At 45.1% G+C, this 20,400-nt stretch carries 13 protein-coding genes; 10 read left to right on the top strand and 3 right to left on the bottom strand.

All coding sequences use genetic code 11. The annotated features are described in order from the left end of the window. Positions 1-29 precede the first annotated feature (29 nt). The 3 genes from EO92_RS01505 to EO92_RS01515 are packed head-to-tail and all read left to right on the top strand — an operon-like array spanning position 30 to position 2,686. Positions 30-995 carry a beta-ribofuranosylaminobenzene 5'-phosphate synthase gene (locus tag EO92_RS01505; RefSeq protein ID WP_048132751.1) on the top strand — a complete coding sequence of 322 codons (966 nt, stop codon included), beginning with the start codon at positions 30-32 and terminating at the stop codon, positions 993-995. Further along, entirely contained in the window at positions 992-2,002 is a 1,011-nt protein-coding gene (locus EO92_RS01510) for an NOP5/NOP56 family protein (RefSeq protein WP_048168840.1), read from the top strand. The genes EO92_RS01505 and EO92_RS01510 overlap by 4 nt, the downstream gene beginning before the upstream one ends. Continuing rightward, a complete protein-coding gene (locus EO92_RS01515; RefSeq protein WP_048132651.1) occupies positions 2,003-2,686 on the top strand; it encodes a fibrillarin-like rRNA/tRNA 2'-O-methyltransferase in 684 nt (227 codons plus the stop codon). Positions 2,687-2,911: 225 nt separating this feature from the next. Here the strand turns inward: EO92_RS01515 and EO92_RS01520 are convergent, their stop codons facing one another. Then, positions 2,912-3,427: a winged helix-turn-helix domain-containing protein gene (locus EO92_RS01520; RefSeq protein ID WP_048168841.1), complete on the bottom strand. Its 516-nt coding sequence runs from the start codon at positions 3,425-3,427 to the stop codon at positions 2,912-2,914. Between the two features lie 468 nt (positions 3,428-3,895). On the opposite strand from EO92_RS01520, the gene EO92_RS01525 reads away from it, so the two are divergent. From EO92_RS01525 to cobN, 5 genes are all read left to right on the top strand, one after another. Beyond that, positions 3,896-4,585 (top strand): DUF2162 domain-containing protein, encoded by a 690-nt coding sequence (locus tag EO92_RS01525; RefSeq protein ID WP_048168842.1) that lies wholly within the window; start codon positions 3,896-3,898, stop codon positions 4,583-4,585. Further along, positions 4,582-5,211: a MotA/TolQ/ExbB proton channel family protein gene (locus tag EO92_RS01530; RefSeq protein ID WP_048168843.1), complete on the top strand. Its 630-nt coding sequence runs from the start codon at positions 4,582-4,584 to the stop codon at positions 5,209-5,211. Before EO92_RS01525 ends, EO92_RS01530 begins: the two co-directional genes overlap by 4 nt. A gap of 25 nt (positions 5,212-5,236) precedes the next feature. Next, positions 5,237-5,650, top strand: a complete 414-nt coding sequence (locus EO92_RS01535) for a DUF2149 domain-containing protein (protein WP_048168844.1) — start codon at positions 5,237-5,239, stop codon at positions 5,648-5,650. Between the two features lie 845 nt (positions 5,651-6,495). Then, positions 6,496-10,833 carry a cobaltochelatase subunit CobN gene (locus EO92_RS01545; RefSeq protein WP_048168846.1) on the top strand — a complete coding sequence of 1,446 codons (4,338 nt, stop codon included), beginning with the start codon at positions 6,496-6,498 and terminating at the stop codon, positions 10,831-10,833. A 741-nt stretch (positions 10,834-11,574) separates the two neighbouring features. Next, positions 11,575-16,044, top strand: a complete 4,470-nt coding sequence (cobN, locus tag EO92_RS01550; protein ID WP_235283115.1) for a cobaltochelatase subunit CobN — start codon at positions 11,575-11,577, stop codon at positions 16,042-16,044. 89 nt (positions 16,045-16,133) lie between these two features. Here cobN and tsaA read toward each other — a convergent pair whose 3' ends face one another. Together tsaA and EO92_RS01560 are read right to left on the bottom strand one after the other, a co-directional pair. Then, entirely contained in the window at positions 16,134-16,604 is a 471-nt protein-coding gene (tsaA, locus tag EO92_RS01555) for a tRNA (N6-threonylcarbamoyladenosine(37)-N6)-methyltransferase TrmO (protein WP_048168848.1), read from the bottom strand. Next, the gene (locus EO92_RS01560) at positions 16,597-17,220 is read right to left on the bottom strand and encodes an FmdE family protein (RefSeq protein WP_369793104.1); all 624 of its coding nucleotides are present in this window, start codon (positions 17,218-17,220) and stop codon (positions 16,597-16,599) included. Before EO92_RS01560 ends, tsaA begins: the two co-directional genes overlap by 8 nt. 1,363 nt (positions 17,221-18,583) lie before the next feature. Between EO92_RS01560 and EO92_RS01565 the strand changes: the two genes are divergently transcribed. Further along, on the top strand, positions 18,584-19,372 hold the full coding sequence (locus tag EO92_RS01565) for a winged helix-turn-helix domain-containing protein (RefSeq protein ID WP_048168850.1): 789 nt from the start codon (positions 18,584-18,586) through the stop codon (positions 19,370-19,372). A gap of 103 nt (positions 19,373-19,475) precedes the next feature. Beyond that, on the top strand, positions 19,476-20,399 hold the full coding sequence (locus EO92_RS01570) for a ribose 1,5-bisphosphate isomerase (protein WP_048168851.1): 924 nt from the start codon (positions 19,476-19,478) through the stop codon (positions 20,397-20,399). Position 20,400 lies beyond the last annotated feature (1 nt).

Here is a 20,400-nt window from a genome sequence, read left to right on the forward strand (position 1 = left end):
ATGAATAAGCAATGAGGATACAGATGAATATGATTAATGTAATGTCACCATCCAGACTGCATCTTACCCTTATTGATCTCAATGCAGAGATCGGCAGGGTCGATGGGGGGGTAGGAATTACTCTCGAGTCACCAAGCCTGGAAATTTCGGCAGCTGAAGCGGATGTTGTCGAAGTGGTGGGGGATTCTCTTCTCGCAGGCAGGATGCTAAAAGCAGCAAAAGCTGTGCTTCCTGAAGGGAAAGGCATCAGGATTCACATTAATAGGGATCTTTCTGACCATGTAGGGCTTGGCTCCGGAACCCAGGCTGCACTTTCTGCCGCAGCAGCTGTAAATGAAATTTACGGGCTTGGAAAAAGTGTCCGGGAACTCGCAGTTGCTGTCGGTAGAGGCGGGACGTCCGGAATCGGGGTTGCTGCTTTCGAAAGTGGAGGTTTCATCCTGGATGGGGGGCACAAATTCAGGGATAAAGGTGCATTTTCTCCTTCCGCGGCCAGCCGTATGCCTCCAGGGCCCGTGCTTTTCAGGAGGGACTTTCCTGACTGGCATATTGTCCTTGCAATTCCCAATACCAAAGGTGTCCATGACGCAGAAGAAGTCGATATTTTCAAAAAAGTCTGTCCTATCCCTCTTAAGGAAGTCCAGGAACTCTCTCATGTAATTCTCATGCAGATGCTCCCTGCGCTAATCGAAGAAGATCTGGAAAGTTTCGGCAGGGCAGTTAACCATTTCCAGACTGTGGGCTTTAAAAAGCGGGAAGTTGAACTTCAGCCCCGACCCGTACTCGATGCCATGAAATATATGCAGGACAACGGAGCCAGCGGTTCAGGAGTCAGTTCTTTCGGGCCTGTAGTCTACGGGATTGTCGGGAGTCCGGGAGAAGGCAAAAAACTCCAGAAAGAAGTCCAGAGTATGCTGGATGAATCACTTGGTGGAGAAGTACTGCTTACAAAGGCAAAGAATCGGGGCGCGGACATCTTCGGAGGCTCCAATTGAAAATCAACACCTGGTTTGGAGTCCTTGAGATAGGCAGCAAAGGAGAAGTCCTTGCCTCCGACTCTTTTCCAAAAGATATAAGAGAGCTTGCACTCCGTTCCCTCTCTTTGAGGGACAGCAGGCAGAATCTTCCTCCCGAAGGTTTTGACCTGAAAGCTGCAGCTATCGAGTGCAAGTTTGTAGATTCCCTTTCTGAATATTATTCCCTTTTACATGAAGTCACGCTGGAAGCTGCAAAACACCAGGTCTCAGAAGCTCTTACCCCTGACCAGCGCATAGTTCAGGCAGTAGAAGCCCTGGATGACATCAATGAAACCACCAACTCCCTTTCGGAAAGGCTTTTTGAGTGGTACGGGGGCTATTTCCCCGAAAGCGGGCTCAATGGGGAAGCTCTTGCGCTTTTTATTGTAAAATACGGCTCCCGTGAAAATGTTGCTCCCGATGATCCTCTTTACTTAAAAGCCAGGGATTCCATGGGTGCAAAACTCGAAGCTGCAGATGAAGTGCTCCTTAAAGGTTTTGCAGAGAACGTATGCAGTCTCTATGAACGGCGGAAGCAGATCGAAGCTTACATCGAGAGCAGTATGGAAATCCTTGCACCCAACCTGAACATAACAGCGGGGCCCATGCTCGGGGCAAGGCTCATAAGCATTGCAGGCAGCCTTGAAAAACTTGCTGCTTTTCCGTCCAGTACAATTCAGGTTATCGGGGCCAGCAAGGCTCTTTTCAAACACCTCCGGGAAAGGGCTCCGTCCCCAAAGCACGGGATAATCTACAGCCATCCCCTTGTCAATACCTCTCCATGGTGGGTGCGGGGAAAAGTCGCAAGAGCTCTTGCAGCAAAACTTTCCCTTGCCGCTCGAATCGACTTTTACTCCGGGAAAATAGATCCTTCTTTGCCAGAGAAACTGGATGAAAAAATCCAGAAAATACGGGCTTTAAACCCCAGGCCACCGCAAAAAAGGCCGGAAAGCGGGGCAAAACCAAAGAAAAAGAGGAGGAAGTAAATGACTGACGTAAGGAAGCTTTCCGATGGGATTTTTGAGGTTACGAAGGGCAAAAAGCAGCTTGCCACAAAGAACCTGGACCCGGGAAAGACTGTTTACGGAGAAAAGCTAATTCCGGTTGAAGGGGTCGAGTACCGTACCTGGGACCCTCGCCGGAGTAAGCTTGGAGCCATGGTCCTCAAGAAGTTCAATATCCCCCTTAAGGAGGATTCAAAGGTGCTCTACCTGGGGGCAGCTTCAGGTACAACGGTCAGCCACGTCTCTGATATCGTCTCTGAAGGGGCAGTATATGCTGTTGAATTTGCTCCAAGAAGCATGCGCGACTTCATAGGGCTTGCTTCCCGGCGCAAAAACATTTTCCCTCTCCTTGCTGATGCGGGAAAACCGGATAGTTACGCCCATATTGTTGAGCCTGTAGACCTGATCTTTCAGGATGTTGCTCAGCCCAATCAGGCCGAAATCGCTGCAAGAAATGCTGCACGCTTTTTGAATGAAGGCGGGCATCTCCTGCTTTCTATCAAGGCTCGTAGCATCGACACTGCGGCAAACCCGAAGGAAGTCTTCACGGAAGAAGTAAAAAAGCTTGAGCAGGCTTTCGAACCCAGATTCGAAATCCTGATGGCCAGGGATCTTATGCCTTACCATGAAGATCACCTTGGAGTTCTGGCAAAGTTAAAGGAGTGAATCCTGCTCTTCCGGAATGCTGAATTTTTCGGAAATTCGTGAACTGTCCCCAGGCTAAAACCCAGGGGGTTTACGCTTCTTTTTCTAAACCCTCAGCAGGAAACCCGTTAAATCTTTAGATCTAGCGAGTAGTTGGCTTGATCAGGATTCTCTGAATGGTAGTATAAGTTACTTTCACAGAGGCTATTGTCATGGAGATTTTTAATAAAAGCTGCTCTGGCTGCTTCATCTCCTTATATTCACAAGCAGCCTTTTTTTCGTGACCGGAATTAGCTTCTTCCACTCGACGATGGCATCTTCGTAAAACTTATATTCGTCTACAGTTTTATCCGAAAATTTGCCGTCCACCTCATATACATAAAAACCCTCTTCCCCGTCCGTAGAGACAACTTTTATCCTGTCTCCCATTTCCCTTACTTCGACAGCGGCTACGTTTTTCAAAGCTTCAAGCAGACTCGTACCTTCCTCTACCTCAAGCTTCCTGTTTTCTGCAAAGCGGTCCAGGAAAGAATATACATTGTTCAGTTTTATGCTTATCATATGAGTATTCCCGAACTTTTTTCTTTCTATAAGTTCGGCTTTTTCCAGGATTTTTACATGTTTTGCAGCTACGGGCACGGAAATCCCTATTTCCCTCGCAAGGCCGGAGATATGCTTATCCCCTTCACTCAGAAGCTCGAGAATAGAAAGACGGGTGTCGCTTGAGATCGCTTTGAGCAGGTTTTCTCCGCCGCCGTTCATTTCTGAATCCCTCTAATTCTTACTACCATGATGGTCCTCTATTTTACCTCCATTACTTATAATTATTGCCCCATCTAAAACAAGTAATGTATATTACTATCTCTTTTAATTGCTTTTTTTATCTATTTTTTTAACAAATTTACTTTATTTACTGTTCCTTACTTTTTATTATTTAAAAAAATATCTCTGTTAACAGAGTGAATTATTGCATAATCTTTGTTAAATTCTGCTTTTTATTTGTTATTCAATCTGCGCAACCTTATTTTAAATGGATTTTATATTAACACACTTTCATAACGATTACCCCACTTCTTTAATTATTTATCGTCCGCTCTCGCGGCAGAGTGCCTTAAATCTTCTCTTTAGTTCAAAAATGTTATCAATCGGCGCTTGTTATCCAAAAGGATTACGAACGTTACCCAAAAACCAGTTTTTATTTAATTCCACTATAGATGCTCAGAAGGTACTATGGACTCTTCTACGTTGACTGTTATTGGAATTTTAATAGGTATCCTTATCTTCGGGATTAAAACTGGATTAGGTTGTGGATTTTCAAATATCACTACGCGGGAAATTCTTACAATTGCTGGCAGTTACTTTTTTCTTGCCCTTTTATTCGGAAGCGTTGCTGACCACATAAGCCTGGATGCCTTTGAGCGTCTTTCTGCAATGGGTATGGGAGTTCATATTCTCGTCTCCCTACTCCTTATAGGGGCCGGGATTTACACCCAGAAAAAGTGGAATTCAGGAAAAGATGTTTCCAGACACACTTTCCTGGCTATATCCATGCCCTGTCCGGTCTGCCTGGGAGCTCTTGCGGTATCCTGTATGCTGCTTTCAGAAAGTCTCAACTTTTCCGGGATAAAAATAGGGTTTCTTGTAGGAATTGCTTTTTTTACAGCAGTGGTAGCTTCTTCTTTTCTTTTCAGGTTTGGGAAGACCCGGCTGGGAAAGACTCCCGAAACTATGGGAAGCGCCATGATGCTTCTCGGAATTTATTATCTTTTAGGGGCTCTGCTCATCCCTGCATATATGAAAACAAAACAGATGCAGCTGGCTCCTATGGCTCCGGGAGAATCAGGCATTGTTCCCCTTCTGGCTTTCGGGGTCTTAGTCCTTGCAGGTTTTTTCCTCGGCCATGTGAGGTCTAACCAATGAGCAATATGGATTTGTTATCACAGACGATGTACATATTTTCATCGGCTCTGCTGTATCCGGTAATGATACTTCTGACTCTTCTTGTCTTTGTTTCACTTATCCAATTAGGAGAATTCCTTTCTGAATATTCGAAAAGGAACAGGGACCGGAACACCCTGGAAATCGGTTGCAAAAAAATACGGGACAGTCTTCCGAATTCGGCTTTTTCGGAAGCATCAAGGGCTCTTGAGAGTCTAAAACAAAATTACATGGTCACGTCCTTTGCAAGAGAGGCTGCAAAATACCTCGAAGAGCGGAATTTTCCTGCAATCGAGAAGCTCTCTGAGGAATACGAGATTAAAATGGCAAAACGCCTTGAGAACACTAAGATAAGTTCAACGGTTGCCCCTATGCTCGGACTTATGGGGACGCTGATTCCGCTGGGGCCTGCCCTGATAGGGCTTTCGCAAGGAGACCTCGAAACCCTGGCACAAAACCTGATGATTGCCTTTGCAACTACCGTCGTAGGGCTCTTTTCTGCCGGAATAGCCTATGTGCTTACCCAGGTCAGGAGGCGCTGGTACTGGGAGGATATGTCGGACATCGATTATATTCTGGATATACTCGAGGAGAAAAGCGGAAATTGATTGCTTTCTTAATAGGAGGAAAACCATGCGAAAATCCAGAAGGTACAGGCGAACCGGGCTTTTAAATGACTCCGATGAGCAAAACCCCATGACCGGGGTTGCCAATCTCTTTGACGTTGCAATGGTCTTTTCCGTGGCTTTGCTGGTGGCCCTTGTAATGTCTTACCATCTTCCTGAGCTTCTGAGCTCGAATGAGGATATTACAATTGTAAAAAATCCCGGAGCTGAGGATATGAAGATAATAATCAAGGATCAGGGGAAGCCCATAGAAGTCCTGAATATGACCGAAAACATCGGTGGAGGCACAGGGGAAGCTCTGGGGACGGCATATAAGCTGGCTGACGGCAGGGTGATTTACGTCCCTGAAGATTCGGAGGGTAATGGTACCTCTGCTTCAACCGATACACCCGCTTCAACCGGTACATCCGCTTCAGATTAATTTTTTTTCCAACGACTTACGTAAGTTTTATTTGTTGTAGCCTGAATCGGTGGAATTTATATGGGATTCCGGAAAAAGAAGTTTTAAATTAGTATGTGAAACGCGGCGTAAATTAAAATCGCCGTATTTTTTTATCTGACTCCGAATCCAATTTTTTAAATTCGGTTGAATTGCAAACTTTTGGAATTAATTTATCTGATGAGCCCGGAGGTCTGGTTATTTTTTCTCCCAGAGTGCTCCAGGGTTCATGATACATTGTATGGGGATAAATATGCAAGAATATTCTATAATGATATCGATTTCAGTTCTATTGTTTTTGACCTCGTTGTCAACGATTCTGTATTTCTGGAGCCTACCCAGGATTCCGGAAAAAGAAGTTTTAAATTCGTATGTGAAATGCGGCGTAAAATAAAATCGCCGTATTTTTTTCTTTTTACCTGATTCCAAATCCTATTTTTTTAAATTAGGCTTATTCCTGGCTCTTTTTGAATTAAGGTCTGTTTTCCATTCTAAATTAAGTAAAAACGCTATCTTCTCTTCATTTTACCTTAATGGATAACAATCGTGAGCTAAAAACCGTATTTTATGTATCTTCTCCCCTAATGCTCCGAATGTTGAAGATATAATACGGAATCGGCTGCCTAGTTTTTTTCGGAAGTATCAAGGTTGGATTCAAAGTCATAATCGATAACTTCCACGTTCACTTTAAAAACTCGGCGACTGTCCTCTTGTAGGTTCCTAATATTCGCAAATCTTTAGTTATAAATCGACTCGTGGGCCAGGCATCCTGGTTATTTTCCTGCCGGGGCGCTCCACGGGTTCATGATACATTGTCTGGGGATAAGATGCGTACGGCACAAAGTAGGTTACTGGTTTTATGTGCAGTGGTCCTTTTACTGCTTGCACAGAATGTATCGGCTGATGAAAATCAGGTAAATATTACTTTTATCTGTTATGATGGAAATGCTTTGAATGCAGCAGAGCAGTCCAATCCATACAATGCAAGTATAAATGTAACGTATATTTCGGGGTATTCCGACTTTACTAATACCACTTTTGAAAACCAGGATGTAATATTTACTTATATGCTCTGGTCGCAGTTCAAAGATATCGGGGATGACCTCGAAAGTGCCCATAAAAATGGGGCTGCACTCATAGACATTACCTCTATGATGGATCCGACATACATCAACACCTCAAGTTATGATAAGATTCTTGCCGGGACCAAACCTTACAATTCCACTGAAGAAAAGTACTTCTACAGCATGGGTCCGAAAGGAGTCCTGCGAGAAAATACCGAAAATTTCCTTATCTATCTCGCAAAAACTTATGGAAACAAACCAGAGCTTACGGATAGCTGGGTTTATCAGGACCCGATCGAATTTCCTGAAGCAGCGCTTTATCACCCTGATGCCCGCTCCTCCTTAAATGAATCCAAACCTGACTGGTTTGAAAACACCACCGATTACCTTGATTGGTACTCGAATACAACTGGCACAAGTGGGCCACAACATATTTACGATAAGAGCAAACCCACCATAGGGATCTGGTTCCACGCTTCTGATTATACGGCTGACAACCTTGAAGTCATAGACGCTCTCATCCGTGACCTTGAAGGGAAGGGCTGCAACGTAATTGCAGGTTTTGAGACTTTCAATGATATCCACAAGTTTTACTTTGACGAAAACGGAGAACCTCTTGTCCAGTGCGTAATTTCTCTGAAAAGTTTCCGTTTGAATTACGAGGATCCTGATGCCGGTGTACAGGAGCTTGAAGACCTTGACGTCCCGGTCTTAAGAGGCATGGTAGTTTCAAATCCTGCTAATTCTATAGATGTAGCTGACCGTAACAGGGGCATTCCCAGCAGTGAGGTCGTGTACAAGACCCTCCTTCCGAGTATTGATGGGATTTTTGAGTACATTGTAATAGGGATTGATAACTACGACTCCGAAACCGGGGAAAGCAGCTACGAACCCCTGCCGGCACAGGTCGATTGGATGGTAAACAGGTCGATAAACTGGGCTGAACTGAAATTAAAGGACACGAATGACAAGAAAGTTGCCGTAATATACTACAACTACCCTTCAGGAAAAGACAACATCGGGGCAAGTTACCTCAATGTTACTCAAAGCATGTTCGACCTTCTCAATGAGATGAATGAAACCGGGTATGAGGTCTCCGGAATTCCGGATAACAGCAGTGAACTCCTGGAAATGATGCAGGCACAGGGTATCAATGCCGGTTCCTGGGCTCCCGGCGTCATGAACGAAATGGTCGAAAACAGGACTGAATGGGGACTGCACCTCATACCCATGGAGACCTACAGAGGATGGTTTGAGTCGGAAATCCCTGAAGAACTGAGGTCTCAGGTAATAAAAGAATGGGGAGAACCCTGGGCTGAAGATCTTCCCCAGAATAAGACCCTCATGATCTATGAGAACGAGACCGGGCAGTATATTGTAATCCCTTCCGTACGTTTCGGAGATGTCTGGCTCATGCCCCAGCCTGCCAGGGGTTTCCTGCAAAACGACGACACCCTTTACCACAGCAGCCTTGTGCCACCTCCGCACCAGTACATAGCTTTCTATCTCTGGCTGAACCACGAATGGCAGCCTGATGCAGTTATTCACATGGGGACTCACGGTACACACGAGTGGCTTCCGGGTTCTACTTACGGTATGAACCGGACTTCCGACTGGGCACCTTTACTGCTGCAGGACCTGCCAAACATCTATCCTTACATAGTTGCAAACGTGGGAGAAGGGCTGACTGCCGAATACAGGGGCAATGCCCTGATTATCGACCACCTGACTCCGACCCTTGAACGCAGCGGGCTTTATGGAGAATTGCTCAACCTTTCAATCAGTGTGGAGCAGTATTATGATCCTGGGCTTTCTACACAGACAAAGGCAGGGTACCAGACAGCCATAATCGACCAGATAATCGCACTTAACCTGGACGTTGATCTCGGAATCGAGAATGCGACCGCTCTTCGAGATTACAATGAAGTGGAGTTTGGGGATTTTGTAAAAAATATCCTTCATGAATATCTCGAAGATGTGGAAGGAGAAAACATTCCTTACGGGATGCATGTCCTTGGCCGGGTACCTTCTACAAACCTGACAGATCCTGAAAAAGACGAACTTTCCGGAATGGTAAGGTCCATGCTTGGAGGAGACTTCGAGGATAATATCACTGCTGCTTTTTATCCTGAGTCCGTTTACCCTCTCGGGATTCCGTCAAATGATACTAAAGTTAACAGGCTTGTCTGGAAAGTCGTAACCAATAATACGGAGGTTTCAACGGCTCAGCTTGACGTTTTCGGGGTAACAAACAGTTCTGTTACATTTGATCTTGAACAGGGGCTGGAGTATAGAGAACGGCTTCTTGACAGTGACGTAGAGATTGCCAGAATTCTTTCAGCCTTAAACGGGGGCTTCATCCCTCCGGGACCAGGCACGGACCCTGTTATGAACCCGGATGCAGTCCCTACGGGGCGCAACTTCTACGGTATCAACTCAAAACTCTATCCTTCAAAGGCAACCTGGGAGCTCGGAAAATCCCTTGCAATCCAGCTGCTTGAGGATTATCACGATAAGTACGGAGAATATCCGGAAAAGGTTTCATTCTCAAGGTTCGGGGTAGAGTTTATCCGCGACCACGGGACTCTGGAAGCCGAAGTGCTTTACATGCTCGGGGTACAGCCGGTCTGGGACGAGTACGGGTATGTAAAAGGTGTTGAGGCTATCCCTGAAGAGGAGCTGCTTCCTAACTATGATCCGGCAAAACCGGGGAGACCGAGGATTGACATTGTCTATACAACCGCTGGTATGAGGGACGCTTTCCCGGATAAGATCAAAATGGTAGATCGCGCCGTGAAACTTGCAAGTTCACTTCCTGCCGGAAACTATCCCAACTACGTAAACGACAGCGCCCTTGCAATATATGATTCCCTGCTTGCGGCAGGATATGACAATGAAACCGCAAAAAAGCTCTCCACAATGCGCTGCTTTGCAGTAATGGATGGGACTTATGAAATAGGGGTCTCAAATGCTATCAGTGCAAGTGGGAGCTGGGACGACGAAGCGACGATTGCAAATGTATACCTGGACAAGATGGGATACGCCTACGGTGAAGATTTCTGGGGCATAAAATCCAGGGAACTCCTTGAAGGCAACCTGAAAAACGTTGAAGCCTCCGTACATTCTGACTCTTCAAACCTCTACGATACTCTTGACAACGACGACTTCTTCCAGTACTTCGGTGGCCTGAACCTGGCAACAAGGCATGTCAGGGGAGACGGAAGAACCCCTGAGATGTACGTTTCGGATACCAGAGATCCTGAAAGGGCTCAGATGACAGGAATGGGGGAGTACCTTAGCAAGAACCTGAGGTCCAGGTATTTCAATGAGAAGTGGATCGAAGGGATGCAGGGCGCCGGGTATTCAGGTGGCAGGATGATGTCCGAGTTCGTAAACAACCTTTTCGGCTGGGAGGTCAGCGATCCTGATCTTGTGGATGACAGCGTCTGGGAGCAGACATATGAGACCTATGTTAATAACCCATCCATGAAAGAATGGTTCAAGCAGAACAATCCCGATGCTTACCAGTCGATAACAGCCAGAATGCTCGAAGCTGTCAGACACGAATACTGGAAACCTTCGGATGAGGTTATCGAGAACCTCGCAAAAGAATATGAAGAATCGGTGGCTGAAAATGGAGCTTCATGCTGCCACCATACCTGCGGAAACCCTCTGCTTAACGAATTCGTAAGCGGGATGGTATCTGTCCCTGGCTACGCTGAAAAACTGAATGCAGCAACCCAGGCCGAAACTCCGGAAATAGAAGATACCCCGAGCAGTAGCAGTAGCAGCAAAGGGCATCAGACGAGCGTTGCCGAAAAACTCAACCAGACAACCAGAGCAAACTCCGAATCCGCGGAAAGCAATCAGACTGTTCAGGATTCAGATGCAGGGTATGGCGTTGATTCTCCAGAACCTGTTCCTGATGTCCAAAAGGCCTCTGACTCCGACTATGTTGAAGGCTATGAGATGCAGAAAGATCCGGTCGCAGAATCCGAAAATGGAGGCATGTCCTTCTCGGGATCTGATATTTTCGGGATTCTCTTCGTGATTGTAGCAGTGGGGGGAATTTACCTGGGGTTCCGTAAAAAGAATATGTAAAATACGGTGGAAGGAGAGCACTTTTCATTCTGTGTTCTTTTCCTTTCCTTTTTTAACCCTCTTTTTTATTCTCTTCCTTTTTTATTCTCTTCCTTTTTTATTCTCTTCGTTTTTTATTCTCTTCCTTTTTTCAACTCTTTTTCGGGAAAGGCCGCTCTTCTGCATCGGGCATTACATGAATGACATGATAAAGCGAATGATGTTGCATTGATCAAAGTATTTGTGATTTAATCCTATTTTCAAAAATATTAGCCATGTAACGGTGGGCGATCGTTAATTTCTCTATTTTTGTTATCTTTACGGCTAATAACTATTATCCAAAATCGCAGTTTTTTATGTAAGTAAAGTAAACTTGCGTTCAAATGATCTGATATATTTGTGTTTAGAGGTGAACAGCTAATAATTTATTGAGGTGACCGCTATCTAAAATATCTTTCAACACTCATATTTGAATGATGTTTTCCTCTAAATTAATTAGTAAAGTTTACTTTTGTTGTTGATTTGCGGTGTACTTTTATTTCTCTGTAGATCTGATTTGCCTTGTCTGCCGGCGGAGATCTAAAGCTGAAATTTAGGAGTTTCCTGCAAGCAGCATACAGAATCAAGATCTTAATAAGTTTTTTACATAGTAATCTGTTTAATTATTCTGGAGTAGGGATTATGAAAGAACAGTTGAATAAAAAAAGAAACTCTCTAAATAAAAGTATTAAAGCTTCCGGATTGATAATTTTAATCCTTTTAATGCTGTTTTCTACTTCTCCGGCGGCAGGAAGTGAAGCCATCCAGTATGAACTTGTTGCCAACACTACCAGTGATGCTGAAGGCAACTACCTGCTTTCCGGGATTCCCGACGGAAACTATACGCTTGTTGCTCTTTACAACGAGGACAAATGGCGCCGTGCCGATGAACAAATACAGGTGCAGGGCACGGATCTTTCGGTAAATCTTGATACCTCCAGCAGGGATATCGATGCAAATGAATCCCAGGCTCTTCTTGACCTGTCTGGCAGTGGGGTTGACCTGACAGGAAGTGCTGCAATCAGCGGGCTTACCCGGCAGAAACAGATGGGAAGCGACCCTATATCTCTGGGGTTCACAAACGTTCTTTTGTTAAGGGAAGTGGTAAAAGAACCCCAGGGCAATTTCAGTACAGGCCAGCATCTGGACATTGCCATTGTGACCGGGTACCGGAGCCATGAGCTTCCACTCAAGAACCTTGCAGAGGAAGTCAACACTAACAGCGGCCTGAACCTTTCCCTTAGTTGTTTTATGGCTGACTACGTGATGGAAAATAACGTTGACCTGAGCGGGATGGACATCATTTACATCAACATGCTCAGCCCCTCAACGGCCCAGAAGCTCACACCCACTGTGGATATGGCGATTGCTAACGGGTGTGTGGTTATTGACGATGACACTCTTCTGAATGAGAGCATCCCGCTTTCTGCAGACCAGATCGAGGGCTACAGGGAAAAGCTGAACAATTACTGGCTTAACGGAGCTTATGACCAGAGTAACCTGAAAAACCTTGTATTCTGCATCTCCAACGACTGCTGCGGCAGGTCTGACCTCCTGTATGAGGACCCTCACACTCTTCCTGAAAGGGCGATCTACCACACTAATATAACCGGTTACTTTACCGATTCTCTGGATACCTACCTTGCCTGGTACTCTAACAGAAGCGACGGGGGGCATGTCTATGATCCGGCAAAGCCCACAGTTGCAATTACCATGTACCAGAGCTATTTCCCCTTCCAGATTGAGCCCATCGATGCTTTGATTTCAGAACTGGAAGCCAGGGGCTACAATGTTATTGCCACTTACGGGTCCGATTCCCTTTCCTCTGGAGACTTTTTCAAGCAGGGGGATGATGTCCTTGTGGATGCGATTATTTCGTTCACTTACTTTGGCAACAAGTTTGATGCTGAAGGGCTCGATGTGCCTGTAATCAACGGCATTGTTAACAATTACATGAACAGGACCGAGTATGAAGCCAGCAGCAATCCGCTTCCTGCAGATAAGATGATGAAACTCGATTTACAGGAACTCTGGGGGGCTATTGACCCGGTAATAATGGCTTCAACGGAAATAGATCCCGAAACTGAGACAGAGACTTCAGTTTCCATAGACTACCAGGTGGACTGGCTCGTTGACCGCGTCGAAAGCTGGGTGAATTTAGGGGAAATTCCGGAATCCGATAAAAAAGTTGCTATAATTTATTATAACCACGGAGGGGGAAAGGATAACATAGGGGCTTCCTATCTCGATGTCGTCCCCAGTATATCCAGCATGCTTGGCGCTATGGCTGCCGACGGATATGACCTGAATGAAAGCCAGGTCCCTAACGAGACCGAACTCCTTGACCTGATGCTCACTCAGGGTATCAACATAGGGACCTGGGCTCCGGGGGAACTTCAGAAGCTGGTTGATACAGGGAAAATAGTTCTCGTCCCGGAAAGCACCTATGAGGGATGGTTCTCTGAGCTCCCTCAAGAGAGGCAGCAGGAAGTCATTGACCAGTGGGGTCCGGCACCCGGGAAGATCATGGTCTGGGAAAATGAAAGTGGAAAATATTTCGTAATTCCCAGAATCGAGGTCGGAGATAATGTGCTTCTGGCTCCACAGCCTTCAAGAGGCTGGCTTGATGACAATAATGCTCTCTATCACGACAAGGACCTGCCTCCTCACCACCAGTACATTGCATTCTACCTCTGGCTCCAGCATTCCGAGGAAGAAGGTGGATTCGGCAGTAATGCCCTGGTTCACTTCGGCAGGCACGGGACTCAGGAATGGCTGCCTGGCAAACAGTTCGGACTTTCGCGGTATGACTGGCCTTCCCTTATGATCGGGGATTTGCCCGTGATTTATCCTTACGTTATGGACGGGCTTGGAGAAGGCAATGAGGCAAAGCGCAGAGGAGGTGCAGTCATCGTTGACCATCTTGTCCCCCCGATTATTTCAGCAGGAAGTTATGGGGATTACGCAAACCTGAGCGCAGCTATCCTGAACTATGAACAGGCAGTGGCAGACGACTCTTTGAAATCAGCCCACAGGTCTGAAGTTTTAAACCTGACCCGGTCCCTTCACCTGGATGAAGAATTCAACATGACAGAGGCTGAAAACAACGAGAATTACTTTAATACAACTTTCCTGGAAGGGCTCGAAGCCCTGCTGGATGATTATAAGAGCCAGTCAATGCCTTACGGGCTGCATATCCTGGGCACAAGCCCTAAAGGGGAGCAGCTTGTGGGTATGGTAAATTCAATGCTCGGTGCCGATTTTACTGATTCTGTTCACGAATTCAATGAAACCGAAGGTGCCCAGCTCTATCTGCTGGACCTGGTCCTGAACCGGGGGGTCAATTCCACGGATGCTCAGATGCAGGTGCTCGGGACAGGCAGTGAAACCGTCACTAACTTCCTTGCCAGTGCGGAAGAATATGCTGCAAACCTGGCTCTTGGGGAAGAGGAAATTCAGCAGGTCCTCAATGCCCTGGACGGCAGGTTCATCCCCGGAAACCTGGGAGGTGACCCTGTTAGAAACCCTCAAACTCTGCCTTCGGGAAGAAACTTCTATGCTTTTGACCAGCGGATAGTGCCAACAGAAGCTGCCTGGACTCTCGGGCAGGAGATGGCTGACCAGATGCTTGATGCCTATGTTGCGGAGCACGGGACATACCCGAAAAAGGTAGCTTACATTCTCTGGGCCGGAGAAACCACAAGGCATGAAGGGGTTATGGAGGCAGAAATTTTCTACCTGCTCGGAGTCAAACCTGTGTGGAACAGCGGCAGGGTAGTTGATGTGGAAGCTATCCCCATGGAGACCCTGGGAAGGCCCAGAGTTGATGTGGTGATTCAGATCTCAGGCCTCTACAGGGACATGTACCCTGGCAAGGTGGTCCTGCTGGACAAAGCCGTAAAACTGGCTTATGCCCAGGAAGATTCTCCCAACTATGTCCGGGAAAATGCTGAAGCTCTGAAAGCCTCTTTGATGAGTGAAGGTTCCCTTAATGAAAGTGATGCCCTGGACCTGGCCCTGTTAAGGATTTTCGGGTCTTCGGACGGAGCCTACGGTACAGGTCTTCCCAATGCGATCGCTGCAAGCGATACCTGGGAGAGCAACGATGTGCTGGCAGACCTTTACATCAGCAAGATGTGCAACGCCTACGGAGAAAACGTCTGGGGCGAAAACCTGAGGGGCCTTTTCGAAAAGAACCTCGCAGGGGTTGAAGCCACAGTGCACAGCCGGAGCACGAACCTCTACGGGACTCTGGACAATGATGATTTCTTCCAGTACATGGGAGGCCTGAATCTCGCAGTCAGCTCCGTTTCGGGAGGAAAGTATCCGGATTCTTTTATCACGAACATGCTGACCGGAGGAGATGAGAAGGTCGAAACTCTGGGACAGTTTCTCTCAAGGGAAACTTATTCCCGTTATTTCAACCCGAAATGGATTGACGGTATGCAGGGGAACGGCTATGCAGGAGCCAGGGAAATGTCAGACTTCATTGAGAACCTCTGGGGCTGGGAAGCCACAAACCCTGATTTGATCAGCGATGAAATGTGGAATCAGGTGTATCAGACATATATGGCAGACCAGGAGCTTCGCGAATGGACCCGGCAGAATAATCCCTATGCATACCAGTCCATGACCGCCAGGATGCTGGAGACTGCTCGCAAGGGCAACTGGGATGCTTCGGATGAGGCCCTTGAAAGCCTGGCCGCGGAATATGCAGAGTCCGTGGTCGAAGACGGGGTCACCTGTTGCCACCATACCTGCGGAAATCCCCTCCTCAATGGCTACGTATCGGGCCTGGTTTCTGTGCCCGGTTTCAGTGAAGCAATAGAACAGGCTACACAGGAATCTCTTAAACAGGAAGTACCTGAAAAACACAGCAGCAGCAAAGGGCATCAGACGAGCGTTGCCGAAAAACTCAACCAGACTGCTATATCAAACACCGAAGAGCCTGCCATCAATCCAGCTGTTGCGGAGAATGATGCCGGTTACGGAGTGGATTCTCCTGAACCTGCACCCGAGGTGAGAGCTTCTCCCGACTCTGATTATGTTGAAGGCTATGAGATGAAGAAAGAGTCTGTTGAAAACGAGGATGGGGGAGGCATGTCCTTCTCCGGCGCCGACGCTTTCGGGATCATTTTCGTGCTTGTAGCAGCCGGTGGGATCTACCTGGGAATGCGGAAGAAGAATATGTAAATGAGATCTGAAAAAGGGTAATCCCCTTTTTCTTTTTCAGATAAATTCGAAATTTTTATTCTTTAGTTTGATGATTTTTTATTTCTTGTTTACTGATTAGCTGCGTTGATTTTTTGTTCTTTTTCAGTTGGTGTTTCTTCTTTCTTTTCTTCAATCTCTTTTATGTAGGGCTTAATATCCAGCACAGGTGTCCCGTTGATTGCATCAAGGCCTTTTACATGGAGGATATTACCTTCTACTTTTAAAAGCTCTACAATTGTAAGCCCTATACCGTTAGGGCGGTAAGGGCTCCTGCTGGCAAAAACTCCCGAAATTTCCCCGTCATAGCGGCGGCGGTGGATTAGTTTATATCCTTTTGATTTGCTGAAATAAAAGAGGATATACAGTTTTTCAAAGTCTTCTATCCTGTAAAGCCCCTCTACCAGGTCTTTCTTCAGGATGATTTTTGAAACCTGCTGGTAGATCTCTTCATTATACTCCGGCTCAAGGTAGTCATTCTCAACATAGCCTATAGGGGTAAATTCGACTTTTTTGGGGATTATCTCCGTATTTTCATTCATCCTTTGCCTCAAAACAGGAGATGCAGACTATTTCTCCGTTTTTCACCCTTCCCAGGGGCTCCATAAAGCCTTCTCCACACTTGCTGCATATCAGGGTAGGATAGATTATGGCTTTTTCCGGAGGCTCGATTTCCACTTCACGGACCCATAAAAGTTCTTCTTCTGGCATTTCCAGAACTCTCTGGCTTTTTGCTTCGTGTGAAACCCTAAACTCCTTTGCCTCTTCAGGGCTTGCAATGCCTGCTCTCAGTTTTGCGAAGAGCGCAGTGTGCTTTTCGTCCTGGGGGAGTACGTCGGGTTTCAGGGAAATTCTCAGGGCTTTTTTATCCCCTCTTTTGAAAAATGTATATACATGCTTTCCGTGCTCTTTAAAGATGAGATTTCCTTTTCCGCAGGTACAGCCGTTTATTGCCTGAATCGCGTCCACTGCACATGATCGGTTTTCCACAACTGCAACAAGTTCTTCATCTTTGCTCCTGTCCTTGAAACGTTCTGCAGCCAGCATAGCCACTCTGTACCCTATAGAAAGGCCGGGGCAGACATGTCCGTGGAACTTTACAGCAGTATCAAAATTAGCGTCATTGAAATCCAGGTTTTCAGCTCCTACTTTTATTATTTTTCCTGATCTATCAACTTAATTTAATTAACCCGTTTCATATTCTCTGACTACTATTTATAAATTCTGTATTTAATTCTTATTACAAAAAAAGTCTGAAGTATTAATTGCAAATCAATCACTTGAATTGTTTTAAAAAACTGTATTATTGTGATGTACCTCAATATCTCTGTACTCTTTTACCCTAATGTTCTGCAGATATCAGGGAACCCGAGCTTCCACCCAACCTTTTTATTTCTTGTTTAATATATATCTCCCGTTTTCCGTTCTTGAATTTGTCCGCCTCTACATTGTTGATATTTTTTAATAAAATATGGCATGAGAGCAAAAAACCCAAAAATGTGAAAGCACCGAAAAACCAGCAGGGGTGTAAATTATTCCGGCAATTAATTATTTTTTTTCATTTCGTAAAAAAAGTTCAGATTATTTTATAATTAGGATAATAGGGACCGTAATTTTCCGTCCGAAGGTCCCTACTGATGATCCAACCCCTTTAGACTGAGAGTAAACCCTTTAACCCTCAATCTCTATCATTTTTTATGGTTTCTAATTATATAACATAAACGACATGAAATATTGTTTGCTATTCAAATTGCCCCGACTCTTATTTTTTTTAGCTACCTTCAAAATATTTGTCTCGATCAAATTTTTTATTTATATCAAAAATTTCAAACTCGTTAAAAACAGTCCCTTATTTTTCCTTTTATTTTCCTCCTGAATATTTATTTCAGGACTTGAATCTCTACTATTTAATTTTTTTTTCAATTCCGAAAGTTCAAATCTGGTTTTTCGGTTTACAATTTCTCCAATCTGTCCCTTCCCAATTCATAATTTCGCCAATTCGGACCCAACTGATTAACTTTATTTGATCAAAATTAAAGAATTATTGAGAAGTCAAATATCCGGATACTATCTAATAGAAAGTTTTTTTATGGATTAAAACTCTTCCAAAATATTGGCGTTAGAATTGGGAGCCGTTTGCCACCTCTGATCTGGCTCCCAATTGTGTGATTCAACCCCGACGATCAAGAGAAAAACCCCTTAACTCTTAATCGTCAACTTCCTCCTTATGTTATAAATGTATATAACCTAAACGACCTTGAAATTTACTTCCCATTAAATTATTTAACGGCCTCAAAATCAAGTTCTTTTGACTTGAAACTCATTTCTTACATCCTCATTTCTACTGATTTTTCACTCTGTAATATTTATTTGGATTTATACTTTTCTGTTCATACAGTTAATTAAAATTTTATTCTACAGATACATCCCTGTCCCCATGCTAATTGATAATGCTTTTTGAATAAAAACTGCTAAAAAATGCGTAAGATATTTAACAAGTATTTGCGTATATATCAAAAACATGAACAGCCAGCTTCTCGAATTAATTTTTCTCTCTGAAAAAAGGAAAGATATTCTTTTATTTTTGCAGGAGGGGCCAAAAACGATCGGAGAAATAAATAAATGTCTGAATGCCAGTGCTGTAGCTGTACTTCCCCAGCTAAAAAAACTAAGGGAAGACTCTCTGGTATTCAAGATAGAAGATGTTTACATCCTGTCTCCTCTTGGCATAGCGGTAGCTGGGAGAATGCAGGCAATGGTGAGTTTATTAAACGTTTTTGGTAATGGCTATGAGTACTGGGCAAACCATGCAATTGAGTGCATACCCCTCTCTTTAAGGAACAGAATTGGAGATCTGGAAAACTTTACATTCTCCGAACCTCCTGACAGGACCCACCTCTTTGAACCTCACAGGGAATTTGTGGGAAACCTTGCAATATCAAGACGGATAAATGGTATTGCCTCCATTTTCCACCCCCTTTACCCTTCTTTTTTTCTTACTTTCGCAAAAAAAGGAGCGGATATCTCTCTTCTTGTAACCCGTCCGGTTTACGAGCGAATAATAGAGGAATATCTAACTGAAATTCGAGAATTTCTGAATTTTGAGAATGCATGTTTCTATGTATGTGACGAAAAAATAGAATTTTCTCATGTTGTTACTGATAGGTTTCTCTCTCTAAGTCTTCCTTTTTCGGACGGTATTTTTGACCATACAAAGGATGTCATGTGTTTCGAGCCCATTGCTCTTCAGTGGGGAGAAGACCTTTTTGCTTACTACAGGGACAGATCAGAAAAAATAACTGAGATCTGAATTTAACTGAGATCTGAATTTAAATGAATTCAGGGCTTTATCCCCCGAGGCCGGGAGCAATCGGAAGATAGCTATAAATCGGGCTCTGACTATCCTTTATATTATGGATAAAGTTAAGGAAACCGCAGAAAAGATCCGGACAATGGAAATCCGGGGCGCAGGCAGGATTGCAAAAGCTGCGGCTGAAGCCATCAGGGATTATGCTGCAGGGCTGGAAGCAGCTTCAATGGAGGAGTTTAGTGCCAGCATTCAGGAAGTTTCGAGTTTTCTTATCAGTACCCGCCCCACAGCTGTTTCCCTTCCGAATGCTGTAAAACTTGCTTCGAGATATTCTTCGAGGAGTGTAGAAGAAGCAAGACAGGAAATCATCACAAATGCAAACCTTTTTATTGAAAGAGCAGACCGCGCGCTTGGAAAAATAGGGAAAATCGGGTCAAGAAGAATTCAGGATGGAGATGTTATTATGACCCACTGCAACTCCCATGCTGCTCTTTCCATCATCACCACGGCATTTGAAGACGGAAAGGACATCTCGGTAATCGCTACTGAAAGCCGTCCAAGGCGTCAGGGCTTATTGACAATCCGGCACCTGAATGGTTTTGGCATCCCAACATCTCTTATCGTGGACTCTGCCGTGCGTTACTACATGAAAGATGTTGACAAAGTTATCGTTGGGGCGGACGCGATTGCAGCCAACGGAGCTCTTGTAAACAAGATCGGGACTTCTCAGCTTGCTCTTGCTGCCCATGAAGCCAGAAAGAGTTTTATGGTAGCTGCCGAGACCTTCAAGTTCAGCCCGAGCACCATTGCAGGAAACCCCATAGAAATCGAAGAAAGGGCTGCAGACGAAGTCGTCGATCCTGCAATTATTGCAGACCTCCCCCACGTGCAGGTCAAAAACCCGGCTTTTGACTTTACACCCGCAGAATACATTGATATGATCGTAACTGATATTGGAATTATCCCTCCCTCCATGGCATATACTGTCATAAAAGAGCACCTGGGCTGGGAACCTGGAGAAATTTGAA

It is taken from the genome of Methanosarcina sp. 2.H.A.1B.4 (assembly GCF_000979385.1).
Lineage (GTDB): Archaea > Halobacteriota > Methanosarcinia > Methanosarcinales > Methanosarcinaceae > Methanosarcina.

Excerpts from the sequence above, each read along its gene's own strand:
- EO92_RS01570 (WP_048168851.1), top strand. The coding sequence starts at position 19,476 with ATGGATAAAGTTAAGGAAACCGCAGAAAAGATCCGGACAATGGAAATC.
- cobN (WP_235283115.1), top strand. The coding sequence starts at position 11,575 with ATGCTGTTTTCTACTTCTCCGGCGGCAGGAAGTGAAGCCATCCAGTAT.
- EO92_RS01545 (WP_048168846.1), top strand. The coding sequence starts at position 6,496 with ATGCGTACGGCACAAAGTAGGTTACTGGTTTTATGTGCAGTGGTCCTT.
- EO92_RS01530 (WP_048168843.1), top strand. The coding sequence starts at position 4,582 with ATGAGCAATATGGATTTGTTATCACAGACGATGTACATATTTTCATCG.
- EO92_RS01565 (WP_048168850.1), top strand. The coding sequence starts at position 18,584 with ATGAACAGCCAGCTTCTCGAATTAATTTTTCTCTCTGAAAAAAGGAAA.
- EO92_RS01525 (WP_048168842.1), top strand. The coding sequence starts at position 3,896 with ATGGACTCTTCTACGTTGACTGTTATTGGAATTTTAATAGGTATCCTT.
- EO92_RS01505 (WP_048132751.1), top strand. The coding sequence starts at position 30 with ATGATTAATGTAATGTCACCATCCAGACTGCATCTTACCCTTATTGAT.
- EO92_RS01515 (WP_048132651.1), top strand. The coding sequence starts at position 2,003 with ATGACTGACGTAAGGAAGCTTTCCGATGGGATTTTTGAGGTTACGAAG.
- EO92_RS01535 (WP_048168844.1), top strand. The coding sequence starts at position 5,237 with ATGCGAAAATCCAGAAGGTACAGGCGAACCGGGCTTTTAAATGACTCC.
- EO92_RS01520 (WP_048168841.1), bottom strand. The coding sequence starts at position 3,427 with ATGAACGGCGGCGGAGAAAACCTGCTCAAAGCGATCTCAAGCGACACC.
- tsaA (WP_048168848.1), bottom strand. The coding sequence starts at position 16,604 with ATGAATGAAAATACGGAGATAATCCCCAAAAAAGTCGAATTTACCCCT.